Raw genomic sequence first — 26,708 nt, forward strand, 5'->3', positions numbered from 1 at the left:
CATATTCTTGTTTTAAAGTTGAAACTGGAGAGGCTTGCTCTTCGGTTTTTTAGCTGTTGTTATTTAGATAATGGATGGCTTGTTTAATTCGGTTTAAGCCATCTGTGAGCTTTGGCCGTGGGCAGCCTAAATTCATCCTTAAATAACCTCTGCCGTCAGCCCCATATGTTTCCCCTGACATGATGGCTACCTTGCCTTCGTGGATAAGAGCTTGCTGAATTTGTTCTGGTGAATACGGCAGCTTTTTTGTATTTATCCATGCTAAGTATGTTGCTTCTGGTATTTGTAGAGTCATGCCTAACTGGTTCATTTCCAGGAATTCCTTTGTAAGAGCCAAATTTTCTTTAATATAGTCATTCATTTCGTCTACCCATTTGCCGCATGATTGATAGGCCTCTATAGTTGCTGTTAAACCTAGTATACTTGTGGAGGAAAGGCCATCTTTGTTTTTTAATGTTAGTAAAAATTCGTCCTTTATTGTTTCTCCAGGAATAATGGCATAAGAGCCAATTAATCCTGGGATATTGAATGTTTTACTAGCAGAGGTACAAATGCATACGTTTTGTAAGTTCATTGCTTTGTTGATAATAGGAATATGCTTATTTGGTTGCATAACGATATCCATATGAATTTCATCACTAATAATATAAACGTGATATTTTTGGCAAAGATTAACTAGTTGTTCAAGCTCTGTTGCTGTCCAAACCCTGCCTGTCGGATTATGAGGACTGCATAGTAACAACACTTTTGCTTTTGGGTGGGCAAGTTTTTTTTCTAAGTCAGCAAAGTCGATTACATAGTTTCCGTCAGCTTCAAGTAATGGATTTCTTGATATTTGTCTGTTATTATCGGTAATCATTTTAAAGAAGGCATCATAAGCCGGAGTCTGTATCACGATATGATCTTCTTTATCTGTTAACATCTCGATTATTTTTGCAATCGTATAAATAACACTTGGGCTATAAACAATCCAATCCTCATCTAGCTCTGTGGAAAAACGCTCTCTGTACCATTTTTGAATAGATGCTTTGAATTCCTTGTGATTCCATCTTGTATAGCCGAAAATACCATGCTCCAAACGCTTAGTTAAAGCATTCATTACCTCTGGCGGTGTTTGGAAGTCTGTATCTGAAATAGAAAACGGTAAAAGCTTTGCTTCTCCAAATCTGTCTTCAATATAGTCCCACTGTGTGCAGTAAGTGCCAGTTCTATCTGTGATACGATCAAAAGAATAAGTCATAAACGGTTCCTACTCCATTTCTATTTCCAGCTGGTTCTTTAAAGAAGCTACTTGTGTGCCAATAATGACCTGTACATTATGATTATCCAGCTTCACTACGCCAAGAGCTCCGCAGGCCTTTAATTCCTGCTCATCAATTTTGCTCATATCCTGAACAACAAGACGCAGTCTGGTGATACAATTGTCCAAAGTTTCGAGATTTTCTTTGCCGCCTAAAGCAGTTAAAATTCTTTTTGCATCATATTTACCTTTTTTCTTATGAGTTAATTCTTCCTTCGATGTTGCAGTTGTTTCATCTTCACGGCCAGGTGTCTTCAGATTGAACTTAATAATGGCATAACGGAATATGAAGTAGTAAAGGGCGAACCAAACAGCTCCAACAACGAGAACGAGATACCATTTTGTATATGTTCCCTGCAAGACACCGAAAATAATGAAGTCGAGAATACCGCCATCTGTGTTTCCAATTACTACTCCAAGCAAGTGCATCGTCATAAATCCTAAACCTGTTAAGATGACATGGATACCGTAAAGGGCAGGTGCCAGGAACAGAAATAAAAATTCAATTGGCTCTGTAATACCAGTCACAAATGTGGCGATGACACCTGAAATTAACAACCCTTTAATCTTACTTCGCTTTTCAGGAAGTGCTGTATGATAAATAGCCAGTGCCACGGCTGGTAAACCAAACATGAAAGTAGGCATTTTCCCTTGTGATAAAAAGGCAGTAGCAGAAGGACTGATTGGCGATCCGCTTTGCAGCTGGGCATAGAAAATATTCAGGGCTCCTGCAATAGTCTGTCCGTCAACAACCTGAACGCCACCAGCTTCCGTAAAACGAATCATTGCTACAAGAATATGGTGCAGTCCAAATGGCAGCAATAAACGTTCACCAGCTCCGAATATAAATGGTCCAAATGCACCGGATTTCTGAATAAGCTGTCCAATGCCAGTGATAGCAATTGCGAAAATCGGCCAAATGATTGGAATTAAAATGCCGACAACAGCTAATGAAAGGGAAGTGATAATCGGCACAAATCTTGCTCCGCCAAAAAAGGCGAATGCATCTGGAAGCTGAATATTATAAAAGCGGCTGTGCAGCAAATGGACGATCACGCCGACGATAATACCGCCGAGCACCCCCATTTCAATCGTTTGTATTCCCATTACCATGCCTTGACCTGCTTCGCGCAATGCTTCAGCTGCAGCAAGGCTTTTTGTTTCTGATAAATAAAAGTTAATGGATAAATGCATAATGACATATCCTACAAATCCAGAAAAGGCCGCGACTCCTTTTTCGTAACGCGCAAGTCCCAGCGGAATCGCAATGGCAAACAAAACAGGCAGATACGTAAAAGCAAAGCCTCCAATTGTAGACATGAACCGGAATATCGTTTGCAGGAAGCGGTTATCTAGAAAAGGCAGAGCTTCAATTGTCGATGGACTCGTAAAGGAGCTGCCGATTCCTAACATAAGTCCCATAAATGCAAGCAGAGCTACTGGAAGCATAAATGTCTTTCCGAGTCCTTGGAAAAATTCCCAAAAATGTGATTTAGCATTTTTCATCATCACTTACTCCTTCCAAATACATATATTTGTGTTAAGAGTAACTGCCTTAGAAAAGAAGAACAATCAGTTTCGAATAATTTGTAAGGGTATACATTTTTTGTATAGCTATTTTTACATTAATAAAAGGCTTCTAGGACTGTGCCTTCGAAGCCTGCTAACTTTTTTTCCTTGACTCTATGGCTGTAAGGATAATGAAATCTAACAAAATACTTAAAGGAAATCTTGAGCTCATATCAAGGTCACCGAGATAACAGTTTTGTATTTGCGCATGAAATGTTATGTTGACTAAATCCTTCAGCCGGCTGCTTTTTCTGCCGACGATAGCAATGGTTTTTACGTTTCGTTCCTTTAAAATTGCAGCGAACTCTAGTATATGAGCTGTTTCTCCGCTATAGGAAACTAGTATGGCCAAATCCTTACTGGAAAGCCTCTTCGCAACACATCTTAGCTCATCCCAATCTTCTCTAGCATTACAAATAGTTCCTGAAAATGTCAGCTTTCTAGCAGCGTCTATACAAGTAGGCAGAGATGCTCCTACGCCAAAGAATTCAATGAAGTTACTTTCGTGTATAAAGTTGGCTGCCTTTTGTATTTGGGCTTCATTAATATGCTCTAGTGTCCATTCAATTTCCTGCTGAACCCGTTCCATATGGGAGGATAGAAAGCTTAACGAGGGCTTGGCAGCTTCATATAATTCTTGTTCGGAATCTTTATTTAACGTATATTTTAAATCCTGAAAACCGCTGAATCCAATGCGTTTGCATGTTCTGCTAATGGTTGCTGTTGAAATAAATAGGTTTTTCGCCAGTGCATTTAAGCTGGAATTAGCAATTTGCTCTGGGTTTGCAATGATATAGTCTAGTACTTGTTTTTCTAACTGGCTAAGCTCGCCTTTGTATTGGGCGAGACGTTTTAAGAGGATTTTCAAACTGTTCAGCTCCAGCACTTTATTAGGAGGTAAAACCACCCTGAAGTATACGCTTTCCCTTTTATTATAAGGCCAATTACGGAAAAAAAGTACTTAAGCTTATGGAAGGAAATAGGCCGGAACCTAGTAGGGTCCCGGCTTTTATAGATAATACAGATTATCTCGCTGCTGCTGGCTGCACTTCATCTGGGATAGGACAGACATAGCCTCTGTCGCCAACAGCCTGCTTAAGCTCATCTGTTGCTTTAAGAAGAAGCTCAGGCTCCTCCAGTACTTTTGCAGCAGTAAGGAATAGAATTTTTGCCACTTGTAAAGTTCCTTTATGTGCAATGCTGGATTTCCCTTGTGCCACTAGCTGCCAAGTATGAAATGGGGTACCAAGAGCACATGTTGTAACATTACATTGTGCTGTTGGTGTTACCCAGCTGACATCTGCTACATCTGTTGAGCCTGACATGAGAGAGACTGTCTCATCATATGCAAGAACATCCTCAAACAGAGGGGTATTTCTATCTGTAAGGCCAATTAAAGGAATATATGCTTCGTTTAGCTCCTCCGTGCTAAAAGTTGTTTGAATATCCTTGGCGAATTGCTTTTCCTCTCCTGTAAACTTTGTTGGGCCTACCTCGAGCATCGCCTCTTGCATAGCTAAATTGAGCGTATTGCTCGGAATATAGTTAGAGCAAGCTTTATCTATAACAATCTCCAGCTCTGTCCCTGTCATTAAAGCGGCACCTCTTGCTACATCCTTTACTCTTTCGAATAATTCCATGACGGTATCTGTTTGTGGAGCACGTATTAAATAAAGCACTTCTGCAAAGCCTTGTACGACATTCGGAGAAAGTCCCCCTGAATTGGTGATGGCATAATGGATTCGCGCCTGATCAATAATATGCTCTCTTAAATAATTGGAGCCGATATTCATCAGTTCAACTGCGTCAAGGGCGCTTCTGCCTAAGTGAGGGGAACCGGCAGCATGTGAGCTTTTTCCTTTAAAACGGAAATATACTTGGATATTAGCAAGCGAGCTCGTGTTCATTACAGAGGTAATACCGCTTGGATGCCATGTTAATGCACAATCTACATCGTCAAAGGCTCCTGCTCGAACCATAAATGTTTTTCCAGATCCACCTTCTTCTCCCGGGCAACCATAAAAACGGATGGTGCATGGGATATTATTTTCTACAACAAAATTTTTAAGTCCCACGGCAGCAGCGAGGGCTCCTGTACCAAGAAGATTATGCCCGCATCCATGTCCATTTCCGTTTTGAACGAGAGGGTTCTGAATGGTTTTTCCTGCTTCCTGACTTAAACCGGATAAGGCATCAAATTCGCCGAGGAAAGCGATAATTGGTTTCCCAGAACCGTATTCTGCAATAAAGGCAGTCTCCATTCCACCGATATTTTCAGTAATTGAAAAGCCTTCTTCTTGTATAGCTGTTCTTAAGTAAGCGGCAGATGCGTATTCCTCAAATCTTGTTTCTGGATGATCCCAAATATAATCACTTATTGTGCTCCATTTTGCTTTTGTTTCCTCTAAGTAATCGGTAATCCAATACAAGTTACTCATGCAAACTTCCTCCTTTTAATAAAAAATTAAAAAAATTTTGACATTTGCTTGCAGTTATAGCTTTCATCCATTAAAATAACGTTAGATTTCCTAACATATGTAAGAGAGATTTATGGCGTGTTTTATCTATATACATATATATGGATAAAACAAAAATCCATTACAAGCATAACCCGTATTTTTCAAGCTGCCTGCAATGGATGAATTATTTATGTGAAATTAGCTGTTTTGAATAATACGAAGAATATCATGGGCGTTGTCTCCTGCAACTGCTGCGAAGTTCTCCCATATCTCATCACGAAGAAGGTCGATCTCGACAATTTTTTTTGCTAATTCGATTGCTTCTTTGTTGATCATTGCATATAGCTCCTTTCGGTGTAAAATTATCCATTCTCCTCAGATTAAACAAAAGAAAAAATATTTATCGACTATATACAAGTATTTTAAAAGATTTTTTCTAAAAAATCGTCTGTATTGTCAGGTATTCTTACCCATTTTTTGAATTTTGCGTTAGATTATATGACAAGAATCAATTCTGTTTTGTGTAATCGTATTATAATTGCATTAATGGTAGAAATCATTACTTCATGAGGTGAGATGATAATATGGATCATGAGCCATCCTACAAAAAAAGGAAAGTAATCACGATTGGTGTTGTTAGTGAACTAACTGGTTTGACAGAAAGGCAAATTCGTTATTATGAACAAAGAAAGCTTATTTTTCCTGAAAGGCCTGAAAGAGGAAATCGTAAATATTCCTTTTCAGATGTGGAACGGTTAATTGAGATTGCCAACAAGCGGGAAGAAGGAGTAAGGACCCACGAAATTCGCCAGGAAATAATTAAGAAAAACCGTGAAGAGGAAGAGCGCAAAATAAAAAAACAAATGTTACGCGGTCAAATCAACGCCAGGTTTGGTATCCAAAAAGATTGAGCAAGCTTAATAACTTCCTATAATAAGCCTAGGGTAAGCGAAAGTCCTTTTTAATTAAAGGGCTTTTTATATGTTTACAAACAGGAAATCTTAAGCGATATCTAGATTCTTCTATTGATTATAGGTGTTCTTCTCATATAAACTTGTAGATGGTAAAAGATAACTTCAAAGAATGTTCAATTAATGGAGAGTTGGCATGGACTATATATCCAAGGAAAAAACGTATGAAATTATAGAGGTTTGTTTGCTTGCTGGACGGATTATGCTAAAAAACGGTGCGGAAACATACAGAGTGGAAGACACGATGATGCGCATTGCAAAAGCATATGGAGTGGAGGATTCGGACAGCTTTGTTACACCTACTGGTATCATCTTTTCTTTAGAGGGCCAGGAACCGACAAAAACAAAGCTGATTCGGATTATTGAACGGACAACTAACCTTGAAAAGGTAATGAAGGTTAACGATATTTCTAGAAAAATCAGTGTCGGGAATATCCCTTTACAAGAGGCATATCATCTTTTAAAAGATATAGATAAGGAAAGCAAAACGTATTCAGATTTGGCACAAGTTATTGCTGCTGCCATTGCAAGCGGGTGCTTTCTCATCATGTTTCAAGGAATATGGCAGGATTTTTTTGCGGCTGTTATTGCAGGTGGTGCAGGCTTCTTATGCTCTGTGTATTTTCACCGCGTTGTCCAAATTAAGTTCTTTGCGGAGTTTTTAGCAGCTGTGCTCATCGGTCTTATTGCCTTTGGCTCCGTTCATATCGGTTTTGGCGCACAAACAGATAAAATTATTATTGGCTCAGTCATGCCGCTAGTGCCAGGGTTGCTGATTACAAATGCTGTCAGGGACTTAATGGCAGGCCACTTAGTTTCTGGCATCTCAAAAGGGGCAGAGGCATTTTTAACAGCTTTTGCAATTGGGTCAGGCATTGCGGTAGTATTCGTAATATTTTAAGGAGAATAGATATGTGGGAATTAATAGAACAAGCAATTACAAGCTTCATTGCATCCTTTGCCTTCGCAATGATTTTCCACACACCGCCAAAACTGCTAATGAAATGCGGATTTATCGGAATGCTAGGGTGGATAGCCTATTGGGGCTCTGTCTCTTTGCACATCGATGAGGTTCCAGCAACAATCATTGGTGCTTTTTTAGTGGCAGTACTCAGTCAAGTGTTCGCAAGGCGGTATAAGACACCTGTTATCATTTTTTCGGTCGCAGGAATTATTCCTCTTGTACCGGGCGGGATGGCGTATGATGCAATGAGAAAATTTGTGGAAAACGACTATTACTACGCTGTCAGCCTTGCTGCCAAAGCCTTTTTAATATCGGGATCCATTGCAATTGGATTAATGTTCTCTGAAGTAATCAATCAGTTAATGTATAAACGAAAAACGAGAAAAAGCAATGGAAGCATCTAAGAAGTGCTTCCATTGCTTTTTTTGTTATGTAACAGGTTGTTCCTATAAAGTAACAAGTTCCATTCGGTGTGACTAAGTACTAAATAAGGAAGATGTATTTACTATGTATTGCAAGCGTTGTAACGTATAGATGTAAAGCAAAAGGGAGCGGTGTTATTTCCCTTCATCCCTGTCAATTAAGGAGGATTGCATATAGTCAAAGGTTTCTTTTCCTAACCGTTCAATCAGAAACATGACTGGTATTTGAGTCGTTAAATTGACATTTCCTAAATATTCCGTCGTTATATAATAGGCGAGGTTATAATCAGACATTTTGGCCAGCGAGCTGTCAGAGTGATTCGTCAAGCTAACGATGATGCTTCCGTCCTGCTTAAGGCGGTCAAGCTTTTCCATTGTTGACTTAGATTCGCCTGACACAGACAGCACGATCGTGACACTGTCGGTTATATAGTGGCTATAAATTGGGAAATATGGGTCTTTAATATGAAGAGAAAATTTCTTAAGCCCAGAGAAGAACCTTGCGCCATATTCAGCAATTACACCTGAAGTGCCTGCACCGATAAAAATAACGATTTTCGCTTTTGCCACTACTTCGGCAATTTCGCGAATTTTAGTTTCATAGTTTGCTGATAATGTTCTTTCTACAAAGTCGGAGACCGTCGTATATGTATTGTTTAAACGGTAGGTTTCTTCTTCTGCAAGATAATTTTTCAGATGAACCTTGAATTCGGTGAAGCCATCGAAGCCTAGTTTTTTGCAGAAACGAAGTATGGTTGTTGTGGAGACATGAGTTTCATTTGCGAGTTCCCGTATTCTCATATAGGTTACTTCACGGGAATTCTTCATGATGTAATTGTAAAGCTCGTATTCAAGATCAGAAAAGGTTTGAATCTGCTCATTTGTAAACATATTAACACATCCATTAAAAAGATTTACTCCAACTTAGATAATCCTATTATAACAAATTTAGAAATTGAAAAGGGTTGCACACCCAAAAATAAGAAAAAGGGGCGTTCGTAGATGAGCAATGGAATTAAGATTGTAACGATTGGCGGAGGATCTAGCTACACACCAGAACTTGTGGAAGGATTTATTAAAAGATATGACTCTCTGCCTATACGTGAGCTTTGGCTTGTAGATATTCCAGAAGGACAAGAGAAGCTGGAGATTGTCGGTAACTTAGCGAAGCGTATGGTGAAAAAAGCAGGCTTACCAATTGAAGTTCATTTAACACTTGACCGCAGAGAGGCGTTAAAGGATGCAGACTTCGTAACAACTCAATTCCGAGTTGGTTTGTTGGCTGCAAGAGCGAAGGATGAAAGAATTCCTTTGAAATATAATGTAATCGGACAAGAGACAAATGGGCCTGGCGGTCTTTTCAAAGGCTTGCGCACAATCCCTGTTATTCTTGATATTGTTAAAGACATGGAAGAGCTATGTCCAAATGCTTGGCTCATCAACTTTACAAACCCTGCAGGAATGGTGACAGAAGCGGTGCTTCGCCACAGCAACTGGAGAAAAATTGTTGGTTTGTGCAATGTTCCAATTTCAATCCAAATGAGTGTAGCTAAGCTGTTGGAAGTTGAACCTGAGCGTGTACATGTTGATTTTGCAGGGCTGAACCACATGGTATATGGACTACATGTATATCTTGACGGTAAAGATGTTACAAAAGAAGTGCTTGATGAAATGACATCAGGCAAGCATGCAAGTGCGACTATGCGTAATATTGCTGCAATTGACTGGGATCCAGACTTCATTAAGGCACTTGGGGCTATTCCATGCGGATACCACCGTTACTACTACAAGCAGGCACAAATGCTTGAGCATGAGCACGAGGAAGCTGCAGAACAAGGTACACGTGCAGAGGTTGTGCAAAAGCTGGAGAAAGAGCTGTTTGAACTTTACAAGGATGAAAATCTTGATATTAAACCGCCACAGCTTGAAAAGCGCGGTGGAGCATACTACAGTGATGCAGCCTGCAGTCTAATTGACTCTATGTACAATGACAAACGTGACATCCAGCCTGTTAACACAATCAATAACGGAGCAATTGCCAGCATTCCAGATGAATCAGCAGTTGAAATCAGCAGTGTCATCACAAAAGACGGCCCTAAACCGATTTCTATCGGCGATCTTCCTGTACCTGTCAGAGGATTAGTACAACAAATCAAGTCCTTTGAAAGAGTAGCGGCAGAAGCAGCTGTAACAGGCGATTATGATAAAGCATTGCTTGCTTTAACAATTAACCCGCTATTGCCTTCTGATAAAGTAGCGAAAGAAATTCTGAATGAAATGCTTGAAGCACATAAAGAGCATTTACCGCAGTTCTTTAAAGAAAATAAAGTACTATCTTAATAAATTGCTAGCCAAAAAAGAGGAGTGTCCTAGAAGACACTCCTCTTTTTTATAGAGAAAAACAAAAAGGAACTATTTTACTATAAGCTTGTACTGAGAAAAGAGAAGGTATGTCCTATTGACTATATTACGTATAGGAAAATAAATGCATTTATGGGTGTTTGTTGCCTTTATCCTTTATTTGGATATTGAATTATGGTAATTATTATATAGATGTTTGTTTTTTATTAGCTACATAGTAATAAAGAATGATAGCTAAAATTATTTTTAAAGGAGAGAGGAAAAATGGCAGGAATCATTCGAGTAACTCCTGAAGAGCTTATTAGCATGTCAAATCGTTACGCAAGCGAGGGAAGTCAAGTTGGTGAACAAGTCACTCGTTTGGATCAAATGATCCAAGAATTAGAAAGCATGTGGGAAGGTCAATCAAGCCAAGCGTTCAGTGAGCAATATCAATCACTTCGCCCTTCATTCCTTAAAATGCAGCAATTGCTAGAGGATATTTCCTCACAATTGAATAGCACAGCAAAAGCATTAGAAGATGCTGATGCACAAATTGCCAATCAAATTCGCGGCTAAGTGACTGAACTTAATATCGTTAGAGCTTAGAGCTTCTTCATGAGGTATTTATGATGGGTAACGAAATAATTGCGGATGTAGCTTTGTAAAAAGCCGTGGTATATTAATAAACAAACTAAACCCTTGGAGGAGCGCTTTTATTCAAAGCGCTCCTTTATATTTTGAGGTGGAAAAATATGTATATAGAAGTAACGGTCGATTTACATAAGTACGATAAGGAAACAATCGACTTGCGCTTATCAGACTTCTACACAATAAAAAAATTGATTGACATTTCATGGCAGGTTTCACATATAGACAGTGTTCCAAGATCAGGATATTGGGTGCGTGTAAAGAATAAACAAAAGGTATTCCCGGGAAATAGGCGATTGGCAGATGCGGGAATAACGTCTGGAGATATTATTGAAATTTTATGAGGATGGTATAGAAAATGCCGCAAAATGAACGTACATACTTAGAAAAAAAATTAGATGCGTTGATAAAAAAAGTTCAAAATCGTATTTCATTCGTTTTTCAAATCGAAAAGATAAAGATGGATGAAGAAGGTGAAGTCTTTATATTAAAGGATTTGGATAAACAGCTCCATAAAGAAATAAATGTATTAGAGGATGCTCTTTCGATAAGCATCGATATTCCAAGTACCTATCAATATGGTACATCTGTTCAAAAACTGCCGAAAAAAGACAGGCTAAAAGTAATATATCAATTGATTCATAAAGTAAAAGATCACCGCGTATCAAGGCTGCATCTTTTTATTAGCCCAGAAAACATTGTCGTGGACCAAGGGATGACACCATATTTCCTTCATTATGGAGTTAAAGAGAGCCTGCCTCCATATGAAAAAAAGGAAGAGCAGCTTTGGCATGAGCTTAAAGCGCTTGCTGCCTCGTGGGTAGATATCTCCCATTCGTTTGAGGAATATCTTCAATATGAAAAGACATTGGAATTGAGTGAAGACAGCAAAAAGGTGTTGGATGCTCCGTCATTCGCCTCCCTGTTACAGATTATAGAGGAATTTATTAGGAAGGATAAGGAATCTTCCTCTCACTATATGGAAGTGACAAAAAAGAAATGGAAATGGTTCCGAAACAGCTTGATTGCTGTGAGTATTCTGCTTGTGCCAGCCATTATTTATTCTTTTTATTCTATCTTTTTTCTGCAGCCAAAGCAGGCCAGAATCATTACGGCACAAGAACAATACCTTTCTAGTTCCTACAGTGATGTAATCAGTACGCTCCAGCCATATGAAATTGACCAATTGCCAAAGGTTGCAAAGTTTGAACTGGCTATGTCTTACATCTCCAATGAAAACCTGACAGATGAGCAAAAGACATTTGTCCGTAATACAGTTACACTGCAATCTGATTCTAAGTATTTGGATTATTGGATACAAATTGGAAGAGGACAAGGAGAGGAGGCGCTTAAGACGGCTAGATTCCTCGAGGAGACAGATCTCATTGTTTTTGCCCTTATAAATTATCGGGAAAATATTTCTGCTGATGAATCAATGGACAGTGAAGAACGCCAGCAAAAGATGGATGAAATCGACCGAGAGATTAAAGAATATCAGCAAGAGGAAGATAGCGAATCATAATCGTTTATTTACTGGCAGCGATTAAAAAGGGGATTACAAGATGTACACATTATTTGTATTTCACGATGATACATACGAAAAAGCCTATTTAGATAAGAATGAGTCAATCACAATAGGCACAGCAATGGAAATGGGTATCACAATGTCTATAGCAGGCTGGGAAGGCCAATTGACAGTAGCTGTTGATAAAAACGGAGTTGCGACATATCAATATGAACAGAAATGGGTCGAACTTCAAGAAAAGGAAAAGCAGAACGTTAAGGCAGGGTCTGCAATTATTGAGCTGATTTTAATAAGAGATATTCCTAACACAACGTTTTATATAGGGAAAAGAAAAGAAATCTATTTTGCAGCACAACAAGCAGAGCGTGAGAATGATGCAGAATTTTGGTTGCTAGAGGACCAAGATGAGCTGTCAGCAGGCTTTTTAATGGATGCTTCTGACGGATGCACAGTAAAGAAAGGAGAGTCCCGAGTATTTCTTAATGGCCATTTATTGGATTCAGACAGTGAATTGGCGCTTGGAGATATTCTCCTCTGGAATGGGATGGAAATTACACTTTTAGATGAAGATCTTCTATCCATTGCCACTGTAAAAGAATATGGAACAACACTGGAAGAAATTAAGCCTCATCAATCAGAAATGAAAAAACGCTATCCACTGTACAGACGAACACCAAGAATGGTGTATGAACTTCCAAAGGAAAAGGTTCAACTAACCTTTCCGGGACAGGAGGCACAGCATACAAAAAGGCCTTTATGGTTAATAATCCTTCCGCCCTTAATGATGCTTATCGTTATGGGAATTGTTGCGATTTTTATACCAAGAGGAATATTTATTGTCGTTTCTCTTGTTATGTTTGCGACAACCTTATTCACTTCAATCTTTCAGTATTTTAAGGATAAAGCAAACCGCAAAGAATGGGAGCTCAGAAGGCGTCGCATTTATACAAACTATTTAAATGAGAAGCGAGAAGAGCTTCACCTGCTTGCAGAAAAGCAACGTGAAGTACTTGAGTATCATTTTCCAGAGTTTGAGCGGATGAAATATATGGTCGCCGAAGTTTCGGACAGGATTTGGGAACGGGCATTAACAAGCCAGGATTTTTTACAATTCCGTATTGGTACAGGAAAGGTGCCAGCAAGCTACAAAATCGACGTGAGCTCACAAGATATGTCTAACAGAGAAATGGATGAACTAATGGAGGCGTCAAAGCAGCTTGAGAAGACCTATCAGGAGCTTGAGCCTCTGCCTATCACTGTCGATCTTTCAAAAGGTGCGATTGGTTTAATAGGGAAAGAAGCCGTCTTAAAAAGAGAGCTTCACCAGCTAGTCGGTCAACTTGCATTCTTCCACAGCTATCATGACGTCCGCTTTATCTTTATCTTTGATGAGAAGGAATACAGCACATGGGAGTGGATGAAACGGCTGCCCCATTTTCAGCTTCCAAATTCACATGCAAAGGGCATGATTTATAATGAAAGCACGAGAGATCAGCTTCTTAGCTCGATTTATGAAATGATTCGGGAGAGAGATTTGGAGGAGGATAAGGAAAAGCTATTGTTCTCACCGCATTATATTTTCATCATTGCCAACCAGCAGCTCATTTCTGAGCATGTCATCCTAGAATACCTGGAGGGTGAGCACAGGCATCTCGGTATATCCGTCATTTTTGCATCAGAAGCGAAGGAAAGCTTTTCCGATAATATTCATACACTTGTCCGATATATAAATGCCTCTCAAGGGGATATTTTAATGCAGGATAGAAAGGCTGTTGAAATTCCTTTCAAGCTTGATGTCCATAAGTATGAGAACAATGAATATTTCGCCAGAATGCTAAGGACTCTGAATCATCAGATTGGAGTTACCAACTCGATTCCCGAGAGCGTCTCTTTTATGGAAATGCTCCAACAAAAGGATGTTAAGGATATACCTATCCAAGAAAATTGGGAGAACAATCAGTCAGCTAAATCTCTTGCCGTTCCGATTGGCCTGAAAGGGAAAACAGATGTAGTTCGGTTAAATTTACATGAAAAAGCCCACGGACCTCACGGGTTATTGGCAGGGACAACAGGGTCAGGGAAAAGTGAATTTTTGCAGACCTATATATTATCCCTAGCTGTCCACTTTCATCCGCATGAGGTTGCCTTCCTGCTCATTGACTATAAAGGCGGAGGCATGGCCCAGCCGTTCAAAAATATGCCCCATCTGCTTGGGACTATTACGAATATTGAAGGAAGTAAAAACTTCAGCCAGCGTGCATTGGCTTCCATCAAAAGTGAGCTTAAGCGGCGCCAGCGTCTTTTTGACAAATACGAGGTGAATCATATTAATGATTACACCCGCCTTTATAAACAGAATAAGAGTACAGAACCATTACCACATCTGTTCCTGATTTCAGATGAATTTGCTGAATTAAAAAGTGAACAGCCTGACTTCATTCAAGAGTTAGTCAGTGCTGCGAGAATCGGGCGAAGCCTTGGTGTTCATCTAATCTTGGCAACGCAAAAGCCTGGCGGCATAATTGATGCTCAAATCTGGAGTAATGCCCGTTTCCGTATTGCGCTGAAGGTTCAGAATGCAGAGGACAGCAGAGAGATTCTCAAAAATGCAGATGCTTCCGGCTTAACGGTTACTGGAAGAGGGTATTTGCAGGTTGGCAATAATGAGGTGTACGAACTATTTCAATCTGCTTGGAGCGGGGCAGCCTATAAAGATGAAGCATCTCTTAATGAGGATGAAGTTGCTCTTGTTACTGATCTTGGACTTGTGCCTTTATCAGAGCTTTCCTTACAAGAAACAACGGGGAAAGAGTCCATTACAGAGATGGAAGCAATTGTGGAGGAAATTGAAGCGGTCCAGCATAAGCTAGGACTTCAAAAAATTGCAAGTCCTTGGCTTCCGCCATTATCTCCGCGTATATATAAGCCAGATATAGCAATTGAAAGAGAAGATAAAAAGGTCTTGCTCGCAATGGTCGATGAGCCAGAAAAACAAAGCCAGTCTCCGTATACGTATGAATGGGTGGAGGATGGCAATATTGGAGTCTTTGGCTCATCAGGTTATGGTAAAACCCAAACAATGATTACATTGCTAATGGGGATTGCTGCAGAGGCAAGCCCAGAGCAAGCACATTTCTATTTACTTGATTTCGGGAATGGAGGCTTAATGCCATTAAGGCAGCTTCCGCATACAGCAGACTATTTCCTTATGGATGAACAGCGTAAGACAAATAAATTTGTCGCTATCATTAAGAGTGAAATGGCAAAACGAAAGAGACTGTTCCAGCAAATGGAGGTAAGCTCGATCAAGATGTATAACACTCTTGCTGAGGATATCTTGCCATTATGGTTTATTGTCATTGATAACTATGATGTCGTAAAAGATGAAATGCATGATTTTGAAGCACAGATGAACCAGTTTGCAAGGGATGGTCAATCACTCGGCATTTATATGATTTTTAGTGCAACGAGAGTTAATTCCATTAGACAAACGCTCATGAACAATCTCAGAACGAAAATTGTCCATTACTTAATGGATAACACGGAGGCATACTCGATTCTTGGCAGGGTACCATTTGAGCCAGAGCCTATCCCAGGGAGAGCCATCATCAAAAAAGATGCTGCCTTTTTCTCGCAAATATTGCTGCCGAATATTGGACTCGATGAGTACGAACAATTGCGGCTGCTGAAAGAAGAAATTGATGCACTGAAACAGAAGTATAACGAGTTTGAAAAGCCGAAAGCTGTACCAATGCTGCCTTCTGAATTGAATAATAAGCAATTCTATCTGTATGTGAAGGAGCAAAGGCAAGGCTTGATTCCGATTGGCTTGGAAGAGGAGAGTGTTGAGCCTGTCAGCATCAACTTTGCCAAAATGAACCACTGTTTAATTCTCGGCCAGGCTCAAAAGGGAAAAACAAACGCTATGCAGCATATCTTAAGCGAGGCTGCACGCCAGCAAACGGAAAAGTTAGCAATCTTTGATTCTATTGATAGAAGTCTTTCTCATGTTGTTGATAGGGACACAGTCAGCTTTATTGATAATAAGGATAGTATTTCTGCTTGGCTGGAAAATGTGGAGAGCGTGTTAAAACAGAGAGAATTAGACTACGAGGAGGCTGTACGCAGCGGCAGAATGCCAGAAGTTCAGCCGTTCATCTATATGTTTATTGATGGATACAGCAGGTTCTTGCAGCAAGTTGATAACCGCATCCAAGAAAACATCGTCCGCCTTATGAAAAATTACAGTCATCTTGGCTTCCATATTGTTGTTTCTGGAACAAATAATGAGCTGACAAAAGGCTATGATCCGCTGACGCTGGAGCTGAAGCAGGTTCGTCAGGCACTTGTTCTTATGAAGAAGTCAGAGCAGACACTGTTCACACTTGCATATGAAAGACAGGAACAGGAAGTTCAGCCAGGGTTTGGTTACTATGTGGAAAATGGCAAAGAAAAGAGAATCCAAATTCCGTTGATGTTAGTGGAAAGGAAGGTGAGCCTATAGTGAAGGGCTTTCCTATATGGAAGATAATTATTGCGCTAGTCCTTATAATCGGCGCTCCATTGCTGTTCTTTAAGGCAATTGGAGAAAATCCGTTAAAGGAGAAGGAAAATGCAACAAAATCAATTGCAATCGTAAATGAAGATGTTGGCTTAGAAGGGGAAGAAGAGGAAATTCATTTAGGTGAAAGTGCTGCAAGCATTCTAGCGAAGGATTCTTCTTATAATTGGAGTGTTGTCGGCAGAAGTGCCGGAGAAAGCGGGCTGCGCAGCAATAAATATGATGCGGTCATTTATATTCCATCTGACTTTTCCAAAAAAGTGATGGATTATGAGAGTGCTAATCCAAGCAAGGTCACTTTCGACTATAAATTACAAACGCAATTAAATGCTGTTAATACAGAGAAGGTGAAGCTGGAGGTAGAAAAAGCAACAAAGCGGACAAATCAGCGGCTTTCCTCTCTATATTGGAGTTATGTTGCAACAGACATGAATTCAGTGAAAAAGGAATTCGACCAGATTTTGCAAAAGGAGGTCGATTTCCAAGGGACAATGCTTGCCTTCTATAAGCCGAGCTCAAAGGATTTGGCAGATCAAATCAAAGAACAGCAAGCGATGCTCGAAAATATTAAGAGCTCCTTTGGCCAAGTTGCTGACCAAGGAACAGATCAGGAGGCTTCGGCTGACTCCTTTTCAGAAGACTTAACTGGTTTTGTTGAAAATGTGCAAGCATATGAACAGTATCAGCAGGAGCAGCAAAAGCTACTTGCAAGCATTCAAGAGGATGCCGTAGCAAATATAAGCACAGCAACGGAGAATCAGAAATCACCATATCTGCAGACACAAAGCTTGTTAAATGAAAATGAACAAACAGTATTACAGCAAATGACAGATTTAAACAGCCAACTGCAGACAAATGAAAGTCTGCTTCTGCAAACAAAGCAGGAGCGGGTGGATACTGCCGAAAATCAGCTGCTGTCTTACAACCAGTATCAAAGCAATCTCTTAGACTACTATCAGCAACTAGTTGATACGAAGTCCCTTAACTCCTTGCAAGGTAAGCTTATAGCTGCTAAGCAAGGCTTGTCAGAAGGAGATGAAGTACTGCTGCCAGAAGATCCACCAGAGAATCCGGAAGTGCCTTCTGAAATGTCTGAGGAAGAGGGCGTGGATAATCCAGGAACAGGAGAGGAAGGTTCAGATAGTGAGGAGCCGGTTGGTGGTGACGGCAACGGAGTGATTGCGGCTGTAAGCGAACAAGCAGGAGCTAGCGAATCCCAGCAATCTGGCGAGGGTCAGGAACAGCAGTCTGGAAACTCTAATGCAGAAGCTAATGAGCACAAGGAATTAGAGGGAATACAAGCTGCTTTACAAGACCTTGAAGGCAAGCTGACAGGCATGGCAGGAAGCACTACTAGTGAAGAAATAGCCCAAGCTGTTGAACAGCTGAAGGCTATTAATGAACGTGTATTTAAAGTGAACGAAAGCTTGAAAGCAAGTGGAGATAACCAGCAAGGTTATGTTAAAGGACTGCTTGCTCAAATTGAAGATTTAACGAGTCAGCTAGACAATAACACAACAAGCCTGTCAGAGTTTGAAACGAAAAATGAAGACTTGAATAAACAGCTTGATGAGCTGACGAAACAAAAAGAAAGATTAATAGATTATGCAGAGGATTTAACAGAAGTCAATAATGAGCTAAGGGAGCAGCTGTCCCAATATGCTAATAACATGACAGCAATATTGGATGTAATAGAAGAAAAGGAACAGTCTATTTTAGCCTCCAACGCCCTTTCAGCAGACCGAAAGCAGGAGCTGGAGAATTGGTTTGATAAGGATATTGCAACAGGTAAGGTAGTAGATCTTCTTTACTATTATGCATACCTAAATGAGTATGAAGGTACATTATCGAGCATGCTTGGCCAAAATCCAGCAAAAGAGGAAGTTATGGCAAATGACAAGTTTCTTCAGCAAATCCAAGCGATTTTCCAAGTGAGTGATGAGGAAAACAACTATTGGAATCAAATCGAAGAGGAAACGCCGACAATGCGCGACGGATTATCGGCTTTAAATGACAGATTCACAGTGTTTATGGCAGATTACAAAAAATCAGTTGAGGATAACCAAGGCAAGCTCTTAGAAAGCTTTACTTCAATGGAAGCTGATGCGAATCAATTGCTCGAGCAAATCCACCAGCCAACGCAAAATGAAGCTGGTAACTTAAGTGCAGAGGCAAGAGGCGCTAGTGTCGCCACGAGTTATAAGCTTATTCAAGAGCAAATGAATTCCTTCCATAATGGCCTGCAGGATGCAAGTGAGAGCCAAAAGACAATTATTGAATACACAAATGGCCTACATCAAGAAGTATCTGCTGTCCAAACAGATGCAGATGTGTTGAACAATAAATGGTCAACAAATGTTAAATCTACAGAGCTAATAAGAGATGATGTCTTTTCGGTGCTTGGCAATGCCTTTGTTGATGACCAATCCAATGGCGTTGTTTATGACTTCCTTTCGAGTCCGCTGCAGCTTACTGCAGGAACTTCTGAGAAGGTTGAAACAAATACGGTTCCGCCAGTGGTTGTGTTGTTTATCGTTTTATTAAGCAGCTTGTTGATCGGCTATACAACCTATTATTTCAGCAGCCTGCCATATTGGGTGCGCGCAGCATTGTTCTTCATTGTGAATACGCTCGTCGGCTTTATCATCAGCCTATACGGCTTGAAAATATATCAGCTGGCAGAGCAGGCAACAATGGAATGGACTGTGTTTACTATTTTGCTTCTAATGGTCAGCTCAGGCCTAATTACAGCTGCGTTTTCACTGCATCGCCTTGTCGGCCTATTTGTGACCGCAGGTGTAATTGCCCTGTACGTTACACCATTGCTGGCATTGAGCACACCTAACTTTAAATTTGCGGATCCGATGAGCAACGTTTATATTTCCATTCAGTACAGCACGGAATCCTTATTTGCCCCTGCTGCTATCGTTTTAGTGTTTACGTTGCTTCTTCTTGTAATTCTGCAAGTGCTGATTGAGCGCTATAAAGGCTCTAGCAGCATGGAGCATGAGGTGGGAGCAAATGAGACGATGTAAATGGATTATTTGCTTGGTGGTTTGTTTTATGGGGATAAATGTTTATTTTTCTTATGGAAATATGAAAAAGGCATATGCAGAAACAAAATCCAATATTGATGAATTGGCACCAAATGAATATGAAGGAAAATCAACAGACAAGAATACTGATTTGCTCGATGAAGATGGTTCTTCAACGAGCAAGTCTGAAATTCCTGAAGAACAGAAGCAGCTGACATTCGAAGGTGAAAAGACCTTTTCTGCTGATGATGTTAAAAATAAACTTTTCCAAAAGGCGGCAACAAATAAAATTGAACAGAATGCAGAACAGCTTGGCTTATTTACAGGGGACGATGAGACTGTGAAAATGGGGAAAACAGAAGACATACAGTCTGATGCACATTCCTCATTATCCTTATTTCTAGGCATTCTTATTGCTGTCTGTATTGTTCTGCTAGGCATCGTTTTAACTGTTTTCTATCGGACAGCCAAACAAGGGGAAAGGATGCGTGATAATTAATGAGTCTTTCAAGTATGCTCGCAAGCCTAAAAGGTGATGTAAACGGCAAAATAGACGATATTGAGCGTAAAATTCAAAGATTAAAATCAGCCAAACAGAAAGTGGAAAACGAGCAGGATACAATGCTAGAGGAAATTAGGCAGCTAAAAAAGCCTGATTTAAACAATAATTGGGTTGGTCAACGAGCAGATGAGTTTGACGGGAAGCGAGACGATGTGTATCTGGCAATGAGCTATATCGGAAACTTAGAATATCCACAATATCAAAGCTCAATCCAAAGCAAGATCAACCTCCTGCAAATGGAAAAAACCAGTCTTCATGGCATTGGCGGCCTTGTTGGTGAAGCATCAAAACTATTCGAGCTTGGCGAAGATATGTATGACGATGTCACAAATAAAATATCTGAAATTAAAAGGATGTTGTGATTATGGCTACGATTAAATTAAACCATGCAAATGCAATCAGCAAATTAAGCAATGCAGAACAGGCAGTGCACAGTCTTGCCTTGAGCAGCACACCGGCAAGCAAATTGAAGGACAACAAGCTCGATTTCACAACGGAATGGAAAGAAAGAGAAGAACGAATTGAGAGCTTAATAGAAGAGTATAAAAAGATTGTTTTAAAGAATATAGCAGATACAAAGGACAATATTGATGCATTAAAGGAACAGGATGAAGCGATAACTAGGTAGGGTGATCTGGTGAAGTTTCTAGATGGTGAGGGCTTACGCGATACAATGGAAGCAAGAGCGAAGCATTATTTCTCTCTAAGAGTACACTAAAAAGCGGTCATTACAAGCAATAATATTGCATTCAGTTGCTTTTAAAATTTAATAATAGTAATTTTCAAGCATAATTTCACTAGAAGTTATGCTTTTTTCATTTGGGGTAGTAGTTAATAAGGAAAATATAAACGACCTTGGCAGCCCGGCGGCCATAATAGTTGCTGCTATCTTAGGTCCGTGGCTTTGCGTCTTTTACTTTCGTAAAATTTGCCTTTTGACAAGATATTCATATATTTTAGTTTTCCTTTTCGTAGAAGCTAATCTGTTGTTGTTTTTCGTAGATGGAAATGGCTTCTTCTAATAATTGAATGTCTTTTTCGATTGCCTTTTTTATCAGGAAATCAGGGCATCTGTTATGATCATCTAATAAGCGCGCAAGCTCCCTTTTTACTAACTGCAAACAAGACCACTTCCTTAATTTGGAGTTGCATGAATTCATTATGCATTATTATAACCATCTTGAAAAGTATTCAATCCTATTTTGGTAAAAATAGTAAAAGTAATGTTCGTGGTTTCGTACTGTATAAACAGTATACAATTCAGGAAATCTAATAAAACCGATAAACTTTAATAGAAGGAGTCTGTGATGAAGAAAACATTTGATTGTGTAATTATCGGCGGAGGAATCGCCGGCCTGCAGGCAGCTATACAGCTCGGCAGGTATAAACATAATGTATTGGTTATAGATTCGGGAGTAGGCAGGTCTATTCTTTGCAAAAGCTATCATAACATACTTGGCTATCCAGATGGGATAAGCGGAACAGAACTGCGTCAGAAGGGAAGGCAGCAGGCTAAAAAGCTTGGAGTTGAGTTTCTTTCCGCGACAGCTACAAATGTGGAAAAGCAGGATGATTATTTTGTTATTGATACAGAATCAGGTCAGTATGAAGCGAAGAGACTGCTTCTTGCAACAGGTATTATTGACAATATCCCGCCATTTGCAGAGCTCTATCCCTGTTTAGGAATCAGTGTGTATTTATGTCCTGATTGTGATGGCTATGAGGTTAAAAATAAAAAGACTATTGTTATCGGCAATGGAAAAGTTGGAGCAAATATGGCGTTAACATTAACGTATTGGACGAAGGAGCTTGTCTACGTTAACCACGGTGGAGAAGCAATCGACGAGGAAGTACAGAAGAAGCTTGCTGAACAAAATATCCCTGTTATAGATAAGAAAATCAAGAAAGTGGAAGCGGATGGATCAAGCTTGCAAGGCTTCACTTTAGACGATGGCGAGTTTTTGGAAGGGGAGCATGGCTTTATTGCATTCGGGGGCAATATCGTCAAGTCAGAGCTTGCCAAACAGCTCGGTGTGGAGATATTAGAGAATAACCATATTCCTGTTAATGGCAGAACGAAAATGACAAATGTAGAAAATGTGTGGGCTGCAGGTGATGTTGTTGCCCATTCCGAACAGGTGACAATTGCCATGGGAGACGGTTCACAGGCTGCCATATGGATTCATAAATCGCTGTTAAACTAATGAAGACACCCTCCTGACTCAGGAGGGTGTTTTTTATTAAAGTGTTGCTCTGTAAACGCGATATCCAATAATATTTCCATAAGTATATAAAATGTGAGCATGCTCCGTCAGCTTATTTTCCATCTCTAAATTTCTTGTAACATGGACGTCCATTTCTTCCTCTTCGACTTCAATGTTTGCAAACATATGGGAGTAAACGGTGTGTGACAGCTTGATTTCCACATTCCTAAAGCCAGCAGCAGCTAAGTTGTGCACCCATTCGCCTTCAGAATATACCTTCTCTATTCCATAGACTGATCTCATATTATTTTGTTCTAATGGTGTAAGCTCTCTCTCAGAAGTCATTTCCAAGGCAAGAACGACACCGTTAGGCTTCAGGACACGCTTAAGCTCCTTTAAGGAGTGGCGAATATCTGTGAAAATAAGCACAGATTCTACAAGTATGATGTCAAAGCTTCCGTCAGGGAATGGCAGTTTCTCAATACTGCCTTGCACTAGATTTATAGGCAGATTTTCTTTGTGAAAACGGCTTGCAGCCCTTTTTACCATCGTTGGATGGAGGTCAATGCTTGTGACAGAACAAGGGTAATGCTTTTTAATAAAAGCCGAGGTTTGCCCTGTCCCGCATCCAGCGTCTAACAGGCTTGTGGCTGATGTGATTTTTTCTTGCTGCAGCAAGTATCTAGTTAAGGAAAGCCCGCCAGGATGGGCTCCGTTAACTCCATAATAAGCAAGTGCATCTTGATAAGATGGTTTCATCTTTATTCCTCCAATAGTCAGGAATCGCATTTCGCTCCCTTTGATTAAGGCAGCTTTCCAATACTATATGGCATATCGGCAAATTGGTTCTGATTATCGGGGCCAAATGTCTAACGGGTTAAGTTATAATGGGGAAAAGAGTGAAAAGTCAGACAGGAGCTGAAACGTAATGGCAAAAGGCAAAACGAATGCAATGCGCATTCTCGACGGTCTCCACATCTCCTATACCACCCATTCTTACGAAAATAAGGATGGAAAAATTGACGGCATTTCGGTAGCAGAAAAAATAGGTGTCGATAAAAGACAGGTATTTAAAACGCTTGTTGTACAAGATGGGGAAAAGGAGCCGTATGTATTCATCATCCCAGTCCAAGCTGAGCTTGATTTAAAAAAGGCAGCAAAGGCAGTGCAAGCAAAAAAAGTCGAGATGGCACCTGTAAAGGATATTCAAAAGCTAACAGGCTATATAAGAGGTGGATGCTCACCGATTGGCATGAAGAAAAAATATCAAACAATTCTTGATGACAGTGCAGAGGGGCTGCCATCTATTGTCGTGAGTGGTGGCAAAATAGGCTTACAGATGGAGCTGGAAGTGAGTAATCTTATTCAAGCAACAGACGCAGCAGTAGTGAATGTTCTTTCATAAAAAAAGCACAACTTTTCCTTCTGGGCATAGCATATGTAAAGATAAATGCCCAGAAGGAGTGCAAAAACAATGTATCCAGAATATCCGTATTATGATCATAAGCAAGAAGTAAAGAATACACCAATTGCTTTTCCACCACAGCATCAGAACAGAATGCCAGGCTTTGAGTATGAAATGAATCCACGGCCGATTTCCGAAAACCCTAACTATAAAGGCAGTGGCAAGCTAAAGGGAAAAGTAGCGATTATTACTGGCGGGGACAGCGGTATTGGCAGGGCAGCGGCATATGCCTTCGTTAAGGAAGGTGCAAAGGTCGTTATCGTTTACTTAAATGAACATAGAGATGCCCAAGAAACAGAGCAGAGAATCAATCAGCTTGGTGGAGAGAGCCTGTTCATTGCAGCAGATCTTAGAGTCGAGGAAAACGCTGCAGTTGTCGCACAGCAGGCAATCCAACGCTTTGGGAAAATTGATATATTAGTCAATAATCACGCGGTCCAATTTGTTCAAAAAAGCATTCTTGATATTACAAAGGAACAATTAACTAATACCTTTGAAACAAATATATTCTCCTTCTTTTACTTAATAAAAGCAGTTCTGCCTCATTTAAAGGCGGGAAGCTCGATCATTAATACTACCTCTGTTACCGCATATGAGGGAAATAAGGATTTAATCGATTACTCGGCAACAAAGGGAGCTATTCTTACATTGACGAGATCATTGTCGATGTCATTGGCAAAAAAGAAAATCAGAGTGAATGCCATTGCGCCAGGACCGATTTGGACACCATTAATTCCAGCAAGCTTTTCTGAAAAGAATGTTATGACATTCGGGATAGATACGCCATGGAAAAGGGCAGGCCAGCCTTTTGAGCTCGCACCTGCTTATGTTTATTTAGCTTCAGATGACTCTGGCTATACGACAGGGGAAGTAATTCATATAAATGGCGGTCAGATGGTAACGACATAAAAAATGGCAGCAAAAAAGATGAGGAAGTTTATGCCTCATCTTTTTTTAATAAGAACTCTGGATGATCCAGTTCATAAAATTGTCTATAACGTTCGTTTCCAAGAAGCTCTTGATGTGTGCCTCTCATCACAATTTTGCCTGCTTCCATAAATAAGATTTCATCCATCTGTTCCACCCCAACTAAATGGTGGGTAATCCAGATGATTGACTTTCCTGCTAGGGAGGCAAAAATGGTCTGAAGCAGTTCCTTTTCTGTACGAGGGTCCAAGCTTGCATTCGGTTCGTCTAATATGACAACCGGCGTGTCCTTTAAGAGAATTCTAGCTAAAGCGACACGCTGTCTTTCACCACCAGAAAAGCGCTGGCCTGTTTCCTGCATAAAGGTATCAAGCCCTTCTGGCAGTTTGTTCACTAAGTCCTGCAGCTGTGCTAGTTTAATTGCCTTAGTCAACTCATTTTCTCCCGCGTCATCTGAGCCTAGCAGCAAATTATTTCTTAGTGTTGTATCAAATAGATGGGGACTTTGGTTTAAAACAGAAATGATGGCTGAAGTGTCCTCCTGATGAAGTCCCGCGTCCTTCCCGTTATAGGTTACCTTTCCATCCTTTGTGGTGATAACCCCCTGAATAAGCTTTAGCAATGTTGATTTTCCTGCACCGCTCCTGCCAATCACGGCAATTTTTTTTCCTTGGGGAATATCAATATTTACTTTTTGGACAGAGGGGGTATTCCCTTTCTCATAGGTATAAGAGACATTTTCCAGTTTAATATGGACAGAATTTTCCTTAGGCGCCATTTTGTGCTGGGCAGCCTTATTTTCAGAGCCTTCCAGCCCTTTTAGTCTGTTTAAGGAATCTTGATATCCTGGGATTCTCTCAAACGCTTCAGAAACAACTAGAAAGGCGTCCAGTATTGGCAGTGCAACTAATACAATGGCAGCAATCATCGCAACAGGAATATGTCCTTCTGCATATTGTCCTGCCGCCCAAAATAGCAAAGAGGTAATTACTATTGCTGAAACTGCCTGCTGGGCAAAATTACGCCATCTCGAAAAGCGGGTCAGTTTAAGGTTTACATCTGCTGCTAAAGCGTCGTCTCTTTCATAGGAGGATATAAAGCTGTTTGAGCGACCACTAATAACCCAGTCTGTTATGCCTAAAATACTGTCAGTCAGCTTTTGATAAAGGCCATTTCTGCGCTGTTTATATTCTGTCTGGCTTTTCCTCATTAACAGCAGAGAACAAACTGGAAATACAACGAGTAACAGCGCTAAATAAAATGCCATAAGCATGGCAAAGGGGATATCAAGAATACCGATAACACAAATTGTCATGATATATAAAACACATGCTGCTATTGTCGGAAAAATCGTTCTTAAATAAATATACTGAAGCTGTTCAATATCCTCTGCAAGAATGCCAAGCATATCACCCATTTTGAAGCGGCTCTTAATGAAAAGTGCCTGTGGCTCCAAAATTCCATATAACTTTATACGCATTTTCGATAATATTCTTAAAACAGCATCATGGCCCGCAAGTCTTTCTAAATAGCTGAACACAGCGCGGCTGATTCCAAAAGCTCTAACACCTACAATCGGAATGTACACCATTAGAATGTTTTCAATCGGCATGGCAGATCTGCTGATTAAATAGCCTGAAGTAAAGGTGAGCATCGCTCCTGTGCCCAGTGCTAATATGCTTAACAAGAGAATGATAATAATTCGTCCAGCATTCTCTTTCATAAATGGCAATATCCATTTGTCTTCTCTCAT

General features: G+C 40.1%; 24 protein-coding genes and 1 riboswitch. Of the genes, 15 read left to right on the top strand and 9 right to left on the bottom strand.

What is annotated here, in order from left to right:
- Nucleotides 1-49: 49 nt before the first annotated feature.
- From EM808_RS14525 to EM808_RS28605, 5 genes are all read right to left on the bottom strand, one after another.
- On the bottom strand, nt 50-1,240 hold the full coding sequence (locus EM808_RS14525) for a MalY/PatB family protein (protein ID WP_127738921.1): 1,191 nt from the start codon (nt 1,238-1,240) through the stop codon (nt 50-52).
- 9 nt (nt 1,241-1,249) lie between these two features.
- Complete coding sequence (malX, locus tag EM808_RS14530; protein WP_205685857.1) at nt 1,250-2,809, bottom strand: maltose/glucose-specific PTS transporter subunit IIBC; 1,560 nt, start codon at nt 2,807-2,809, stop codon at nt 1,250-1,252.
- 154 nt (nt 2,810-2,963) lie between these two features.
- A complete protein-coding gene (locus EM808_RS14535) occupies nt 2,964-3,737 on the bottom strand; it encodes a MurR/RpiR family transcriptional regulator (protein ID WP_127738922.1) in 774 nt (257 codons plus the stop codon).
- A gap of 157 nt (nt 3,738-3,894) precedes the next feature.
- Nucleotides 3,895-5,307, bottom strand: a complete 1,413-nt coding sequence (locus tag EM808_RS14540) for a M20 family metallopeptidase (protein WP_127738923.1) — start codon at nt 5,305-5,307, stop codon at nt 3,895-3,897.
- 219 nt (nt 5,308-5,526) lie between these two features.
- Nucleotides 5,527-5,664 carry a hypothetical protein gene (locus tag EM808_RS28605; protein WP_164849666.1) on the bottom strand — a complete coding sequence of 46 codons (138 nt, stop codon included), beginning with the start codon at nt 5,662-5,664 and terminating at the stop codon, nt 5,527-5,529.
- A gap of 248 nt (nt 5,665-5,912) precedes the next feature.
- On the opposite strand from EM808_RS28605, the gene EM808_RS14545 reads away from it, so the two are divergent.
- From EM808_RS14545 to EM808_RS14555, 3 genes are all read left to right on the top strand, one after another.
- Nucleotides 5,913-6,239: a MerR family transcriptional regulator gene (locus tag EM808_RS14545; RefSeq protein WP_127738924.1), complete on the top strand. Its 327-nt coding sequence runs from the start codon at nt 5,913-5,915 to the stop codon at nt 6,237-6,239.
- Between the two features lie 196 nt (nt 6,240-6,435).
- Nucleotides 6,436-7,200 carry a threonine/serine exporter family protein gene (locus EM808_RS14550; protein ID WP_205685858.1) on the top strand — a complete coding sequence of 255 codons (765 nt, stop codon included), beginning with the start codon at nt 6,436-6,438 and terminating at the stop codon, nt 7,198-7,200.
- Between the two features lie 11 nt (nt 7,201-7,211).
- Nucleotides 7,212-7,667: a threonine/serine exporter family protein gene (locus tag EM808_RS14555; RefSeq protein WP_127738925.1), complete on the top strand. Its 456-nt coding sequence runs from the start codon at nt 7,212-7,214 to the stop codon at nt 7,665-7,667.
- A gap of 153 nt (nt 7,668-7,820) precedes the next feature.
- On the opposite strand, the gene EM808_RS14560 is transcribed toward EM808_RS14555, so the two are convergent.
- Nucleotides 7,821-8,576, bottom strand: a complete 756-nt coding sequence (locus EM808_RS14560) for a MurR/RpiR family transcriptional regulator (RefSeq protein ID WP_127738926.1) — start codon at nt 8,574-8,576, stop codon at nt 7,821-7,823.
- Nucleotides 8,577-8,687: 111 nt separating this feature from the next.
- Here EM808_RS14560 and EM808_RS14565 point away from each other — a divergent pair, with 111 nt between their 5' ends.
- From EM808_RS14565 to EM808_RS14605, 9 genes are all read left to right on the top strand, one after another.
- Nucleotides 8,688-10,025: a 6-phospho-beta-glucosidase gene (locus EM808_RS14565; protein ID WP_127738927.1), complete on the top strand. Its 1,338-nt coding sequence runs from the start codon at nt 8,688-8,690 to the stop codon at nt 10,023-10,025.
- Between the two features lie 285 nt (nt 10,026-10,310).
- A complete protein-coding gene (locus EM808_RS14570; protein WP_127738928.1) occupies nt 10,311-10,604 on the top strand; it encodes a WXG100 family type VII secretion target in 294 nt (97 codons plus the stop codon).
- 176 nt (nt 10,605-10,780) lie between these two features.
- On the top strand, nt 10,781-11,020 hold the full coding sequence (gene yukD, locus EM808_RS14575) for an ESX secretion system protein YukD (protein ID WP_127738929.1): 240 nt from the start codon (nt 10,781-10,783) through the stop codon (nt 11,018-11,020).
- A gap of 14 nt (nt 11,021-11,034) precedes the next feature.
- Nucleotides 11,035-12,198, top strand: a complete 1,164-nt coding sequence (essB, locus tag EM808_RS14580) for a type VII secretion protein EssB (RefSeq protein WP_127738930.1) — start codon at nt 11,035-11,037, stop codon at nt 12,196-12,198.
- Nucleotides 12,199-12,238: 40 nt separating this feature from the next.
- Nucleotides 12,239-16,705, top strand: a complete 4,467-nt coding sequence (gene essC, locus EM808_RS14585; protein ID WP_127738931.1) for a type VII secretion protein EssC — start codon at nt 12,239-12,241, stop codon at nt 16,703-16,705.
- The gene (esaA, locus tag EM808_RS14590; protein ID WP_164849667.1) at nt 16,705-19,797 is read left to right on the top strand and encodes a type VII secretion protein EsaA; all 3,093 of its coding nucleotides are present in this window, start codon (nt 16,705-16,707) and stop codon (nt 19,795-19,797) included. Before essC ends, esaA begins: the two co-directional genes overlap by 1 nt.
- Nucleotides 19,784-20,296, top strand: coding sequence for a type VII secretion protein EssA (gene essA, locus EM808_RS14595; RefSeq protein WP_268926517.1), 513 nt, complete (start codon nt 19,784-19,786; stop codon nt 20,294-20,296). Before esaA ends, essA begins: the two co-directional genes overlap by 14 nt.
- Nucleotides 20,296-20,721, top strand: coding sequence for a YwqH-like family protein (locus tag EM808_RS14600; protein ID WP_127738934.1), 426 nt, complete (start codon nt 20,296-20,298; stop codon nt 20,719-20,721). The genes essA and EM808_RS14600 overlap by 1 nt, the downstream gene beginning before the upstream one ends.
- Nucleotides 20,722-20,723: 2 nt before the next feature.
- Complete coding sequence (locus EM808_RS14605) at nt 20,724-20,987, top strand: YwqI/YxiC family protein (RefSeq protein WP_127738935.1); 264 nt, start codon at nt 20,724-20,726, stop codon at nt 20,985-20,987.
- Between the two features lie 226 nt (nt 20,988-21,213).
- Nucleotides 21,214-21,302: riboswitch (cyclic di-GMP riboswitch) on the bottom strand.
- A gap of 13 nt (nt 21,303-21,315) precedes the next feature.
- Here EM808_RS14605 and EM808_RS14610 read toward each other — a convergent pair.
- The gene (locus EM808_RS14610; RefSeq protein WP_225314745.1) at nt 21,316-21,480 is read right to left on the bottom strand and encodes a hypothetical protein; all 165 of its coding nucleotides are present in this window, start codon (nt 21,478-21,480) and stop codon (nt 21,316-21,318) included.
- A gap of 186 nt (nt 21,481-21,666) precedes the next feature.
- Here EM808_RS14610 and EM808_RS14615 point away from each other — a divergent pair, with 186 nt between their 5' ends.
- A complete protein-coding gene (locus EM808_RS14615; RefSeq protein WP_127738937.1) occupies nt 21,667-22,563 on the top strand; it encodes an NAD(P)/FAD-dependent oxidoreductase in 897 nt (298 codons plus the stop codon).
- 36 nt (nt 22,564-22,599) lie between these two features.
- On the opposite strand, the gene EM808_RS14620 is transcribed toward EM808_RS14615, so the two are convergent.
- Nucleotides 22,600-23,322 carry a class I SAM-dependent methyltransferase gene (locus EM808_RS14620; RefSeq protein WP_164849669.1) on the bottom strand — a complete coding sequence of 241 codons (723 nt, stop codon included), beginning with the start codon at nt 23,320-23,322 and terminating at the stop codon, nt 22,600-22,602.
- Nucleotides 23,323-23,491: 169 nt separating this feature from the next.
- Here EM808_RS14620 and ybaK point away from each other — a divergent pair, with 169 nt between their 5' ends.
- Together ybaK and EM808_RS14630 are read left to right on the top strand one after the other, a co-directional pair.
- Nucleotides 23,492-23,968, top strand: a complete 477-nt coding sequence (ybaK, locus tag EM808_RS14625) for a Cys-tRNA(Pro) deacylase (protein WP_127738939.1) — start codon at nt 23,492-23,494, stop codon at nt 23,966-23,968.
- A gap of 69 nt (nt 23,969-24,037) precedes the next feature.
- Entirely contained in the window at nt 24,038-24,937 is a 900-nt protein-coding gene (locus EM808_RS14630) for an SDR family oxidoreductase (RefSeq protein WP_127738940.1), read from the top strand.
- A gap of 28 nt (nt 24,938-24,965) precedes the next feature.
- On the opposite strand, the gene cydC is transcribed toward EM808_RS14630, so the two are convergent.
- Nucleotides 24,966-26,708: a thiol reductant ABC exporter subunit CydC gene (gene cydC, locus EM808_RS14635; protein ID WP_127738941.1), complete on the bottom strand. Its 1,743-nt coding sequence runs from the start codon at nt 26,706-26,708 to the stop codon at nt 24,966-24,968.

It is taken from the genome of Niallia taxi, assembly GCF_004005475.1.
In the GTDB taxonomy this organism is placed as follows: Bacteria; Bacillota; Bacilli; order Bacillales; family Cytobacillaceae; genus Niallia; species Niallia taxi.

What these genes read in the sequence shown, in the direction of transcription:
- EM808_RS14525 (WP_127738921.1), bottom strand. Translation starts at nt 1,240, where the DNA reads ATGACTTATTCTTTTGATCGTATCACAGATAGAACTGGCACTTACTGC.
- malX (WP_205685857.1), bottom strand. Translation starts at nt 2,809, where the DNA reads ATGATGAAAAATGCTAAATCACATTTTTGGGAATTTTTCCAAGGACTC.
- EM808_RS14540 (WP_127738923.1), bottom strand. Translation starts at nt 5,307, where the DNA reads ATGAGTAACTTGTATTGGATTACCGATTACTTAGAGGAAACAAAAGCA.
- EM808_RS28605 (WP_164849666.1), bottom strand. Translation starts at nt 5,664, where the DNA reads ATGATCAACAAAGAAGCAATCGAATTAGCAAAAAAAATTGTCGAGATC.
- EM808_RS14545 (WP_127738924.1), top strand. Translation starts at nt 5,913, where the DNA reads ATGGATCATGAGCCATCCTACAAAAAAAGGAAAGTAATCACGATTGGT.
- EM808_RS14550 (WP_205685858.1), top strand. Translation starts at nt 6,436, where the DNA reads ATGGACTATATATCCAAGGAAAAAACGTATGAAATTATAGAGGTTTGT.
- EM808_RS14555 (WP_127738925.1), top strand. Translation starts at nt 7,212, where the DNA reads ATGTGGGAATTAATAGAACAAGCAATTACAAGCTTCATTGCATCCTTT.
- EM808_RS14560 (WP_127738926.1), bottom strand. Translation starts at nt 8,576, where the DNA reads ATGTTTACAAATGAGCAGATTCAAACCTTTTCTGATCTTGAATACGAG.
- EM808_RS14565 (WP_127738927.1), top strand. Translation starts at nt 8,688, where the DNA reads ATGAGCAATGGAATTAAGATTGTAACGATTGGCGGAGGATCTAGCTAC.
- EM808_RS14570 (WP_127738928.1), top strand. Translation starts at nt 10,311, where the DNA reads ATGGCAGGAATCATTCGAGTAACTCCTGAAGAGCTTATTAGCATGTCA.
- yukD (WP_127738929.1), top strand. Translation starts at nt 10,781, where the DNA reads ATGTATATAGAAGTAACGGTCGATTTACATAAGTACGATAAGGAAACA.
- essB (WP_127738930.1), top strand. Translation starts at nt 11,035, where the DNA reads ATGCCGCAAAATGAACGTACATACTTAGAAAAAAAATTAGATGCGTTG.
- essC (WP_127738931.1), top strand. Translation starts at nt 12,239, where the DNA reads ATGTACACATTATTTGTATTTCACGATGATACATACGAAAAAGCCTAT.
- essA (WP_268926517.1), top strand. Translation starts at nt 19,784, where the DNA reads ATGAGACGATGTAAATGGATTATTTGCTTGGTGGTTTGTTTTATGGGG.
- EM808_RS14600 (WP_127738934.1), top strand. Translation starts at nt 20,296, where the DNA reads ATGAGTCTTTCAAGTATGCTCGCAAGCCTAAAAGGTGATGTAAACGGC.
- EM808_RS14605 (WP_127738935.1), top strand. Translation starts at nt 20,724, where the DNA reads ATGGCTACGATTAAATTAAACCATGCAAATGCAATCAGCAAATTAAGC.
- EM808_RS14615 (WP_127738937.1), top strand. Translation starts at nt 21,667, where the DNA reads ATGAAGAAAACATTTGATTGTGTAATTATCGGCGGAGGAATCGCCGGC.
- EM808_RS14620 (WP_164849669.1), bottom strand. Translation starts at nt 23,322, where the DNA reads ATGAAACCATCTTATCAAGATGCACTTGCTTATTATGGAGTTAACGGA.
- ybaK (WP_127738939.1), top strand. Translation starts at nt 23,492, where the DNA reads ATGGCAAAAGGCAAAACGAATGCAATGCGCATTCTCGACGGTCTCCAC.
- EM808_RS14630 (WP_127738940.1), top strand. Translation starts at nt 24,038, where the DNA reads ATGTATCCAGAATATCCGTATTATGATCATAAGCAAGAAGTAAAGAAT.
- cydC (WP_127738941.1), bottom strand. Translation starts at nt 26,708, where the DNA reads ATGAGAGAAGACAAATGGATATTGCCATTTATGAAAGAGAATGCTGGA.